Consider the following 301-nt stretch of genomic DNA (forward strand, 5'->3'; position numbering starts at 1 on the left):
ATTCCCTGCCCTCTTTGATGATAAAATACACTGCTTTCAAAATCTTATGCGCTATGGCTATGGCTTTCTTGGGTCCTCGACAAGCTCGAAGGGGAGTACGGCAAAAAAATTGTGTCTGAGGATAAAAATTAACAATCAAAATACAGGAGGTGACCACATGAACTAAAACCAAAACCTTAACAAAAACTTTAACTTCAATGAACTCTTTGAACAGGTCGCTCAAACCATCATCTCCAAATCCCAGGGACATAAACCTTGAACCGCCCCGGATTTGCTGGAGACCTCAATGTGTGAGTCCTGA

1 protein-coding gene is annotated in these 301 nt (G+C 41.9%); it reads right to left on the reverse strand.

Going from position 1 to position 301, the window contains the following annotated elements:
• Positions 1–250: hypothetical protein (locus TH606_RS11955; protein WP_231887794.1), on the reverse strand; the 250-nt coding region annotated here is incomplete at its 3' end.
• Positions 251–301 lie beyond the last annotated feature (51 nt).

The sequence above is a fragment of the Thermodesulfatator autotrophicus genome (genome assembly GCF_001642325.1).
GTDB lineage: Bacteria > Desulfobacterota > Thermodesulfobacteria > Thermodesulfobacteriales > Thermodesulfatatoraceae > Thermodesulfatator > Thermodesulfatator autotrophicus.